Annotated in this window: 1 protein-coding gene; it reads left to right on the top strand. The window is 26.2% G+C overall.

What is annotated here, in order from left to right:
• The coding region (locus CRU95_RS17040; protein ID WP_258238770.1) for a hypothetical protein at positions 1-344 on the top strand (344 nt) is incomplete at both ends.

Genomic DNA, 344 nt, shown 5'->3' on the forward strand with positions numbered 1-344 from the left:
AAAAACTGATGCAAAAACAACTTCTTTGATGGATAGATTAATCCAAGAAACAAAATCAAATGTAAAAGAAGTAAAAAAAGATACAAATACAGACAAAATAGAAAAAACTGATGCTACAAAAAGTGAAACTAAAACTGAAACAAAAGTAGATACAACAAAAACTGATGCAAAAACAACTTCTTTGATGGATAGATTAATCCAAGAAACAAAATCAAATGTAAAAAAAGATACAAATACAGACAAAATAGAAAAAACTGATGCTACAAAAAGTGAAGCTAAAACTGAAACAAAAGTAGATACAACAAAAACTGATGCAAAAACAACTTCTTTGATGGATAGATTAA

Origin of the sequence: Arcobacter sp. F2176, assembly GCF_004116465.1 — a bacterium.
GTDB lineage: Bacteria > Campylobacterota > Campylobacteria > Campylobacterales > Arcobacteraceae > Arcobacter > Arcobacter siniprincipis.